Source organism: Edaphobacter aggregans DSM 19364 (assembly GCF_000745965.1).
GTDB classification, from domain to species: domain Bacteria; phylum Acidobacteriota; class Terriglobia; order Terriglobales; family Acidobacteriaceae; genus Edaphobacter; species Edaphobacter aggregans.
The window spans coordinates 1-1,196 of record NZ_JQKI01000343.1; the positions used below are offsets into that span (position 1 = coordinate 1).

Annotated in this window: 1 protein-coding gene; it reads left to right on the forward strand. The window is 56.6% G+C overall.

The genetic code is table 11. The features are described from left to right. Window positions 1–93 precede the first annotated feature (93 nt). Entirely contained in the window at window positions 94–939 is an 846-nt protein-coding gene (locus tag Q363_RS31695) for a DUF3050 domain-containing protein (protein ID WP_245632609.1), read from the forward strand. Window positions 940–1,196: the final 257 nt, after the last annotated feature.

Genomic DNA, 1,196 nt, shown 5'->3' on the forward strand with positions numbered 1-1,196 from the left:
GCAAGACTCGAGGCCAGGATGGATTCGCTACTTCCTTTCCTGTAGGGGACTTTCACCCCCTACAACATGCCGGTTTATCCCGGCGCTCGGTGGATGGTCGGCGATCCGGAAATGAAGCGATCGCTTTCGAGGAAACCGCTATCGGGGAGCGATAATAAGGAAGTGACCTTTATCGGCGTAGTCAATTCAATTGAAGCCATAGAATGGCGCCTGACGCCGTTGCGCAAGCAGTTGTCTGCGCATCCCCTCTATCCACGGATTCGTACGCTCGGTCACGTCCGCCTTTTCATGGAGTCGCATGTCTTCGCGGTGTGGGACTTTATGAGTCTGCTTAAAGTACTACAGCGGGCGCTGACGTGTGTGGATCTACCTTGGGTGCCGACACCCTTCCCTATGAGCCGGCGCTTCGTCAACGAGATTGTCCTGGGCGAGGAGAGCGACGAATATCAGGGGCGCCCGATCAGTCATTTCGAGATTTATCTCGAAGCGATGGAGCAGGTGAAGGCAGATACACGTGCGATTCGCCACGTAGTAAGCTGCGCTCCGCTGGGCGTTGACAGGCTGAGTTTCGAAGGAGTTCCGGCAGCGGCGAAAGAGTTCGTCGAGACTACCTTCCGAGTCATTCACAGGGGTTCGTCGGCTGCCCAGGCCGCGGCCTTCGCGTTTGGCCGCGAGGATGCGATTCCGGACATGTTTCGATCGCTAGTGCGTCAGCTAAACCAGGAGATGAGTGGCGAACTCGACCAGTTTGTCTGGTATCTGGAAAGGCATATCGAGGTTGACGGTGACGACCATGGACCGCTTTCGCTGAAGATGGTTGCCGACCTATGCGATGACGACCCGGCGCTCTGGGAGGAGGCCTCCCTAGCTGCCGAGGAAGCGCTTCGTGCGCGGCTCAGGCTGTGGGATGGTGTGCTGACGCAGATAGAAGCGAGCTAGTCGGCATCAAGGCAAGAACTGGCAGCTTTGAAGCAGCATAGCTACAGCGAATAGAATTCCTTCCGGATTGTCGCTAGCCGGACATTAGCTGCAGCAATCTTAACTACGGAGCCGTCGTGCTTGAAAAACGCGGGTTTCGGAAACTGAACCCGTTCTTGCCGCAAAGCCGACGCAATATAAGAAGGTGCCCCCTTGGACTAGGCTGTGAGCGGTTGCCATCTCACCGCCGGAAAGGAGCACTCTTCTATGGAAGGCAC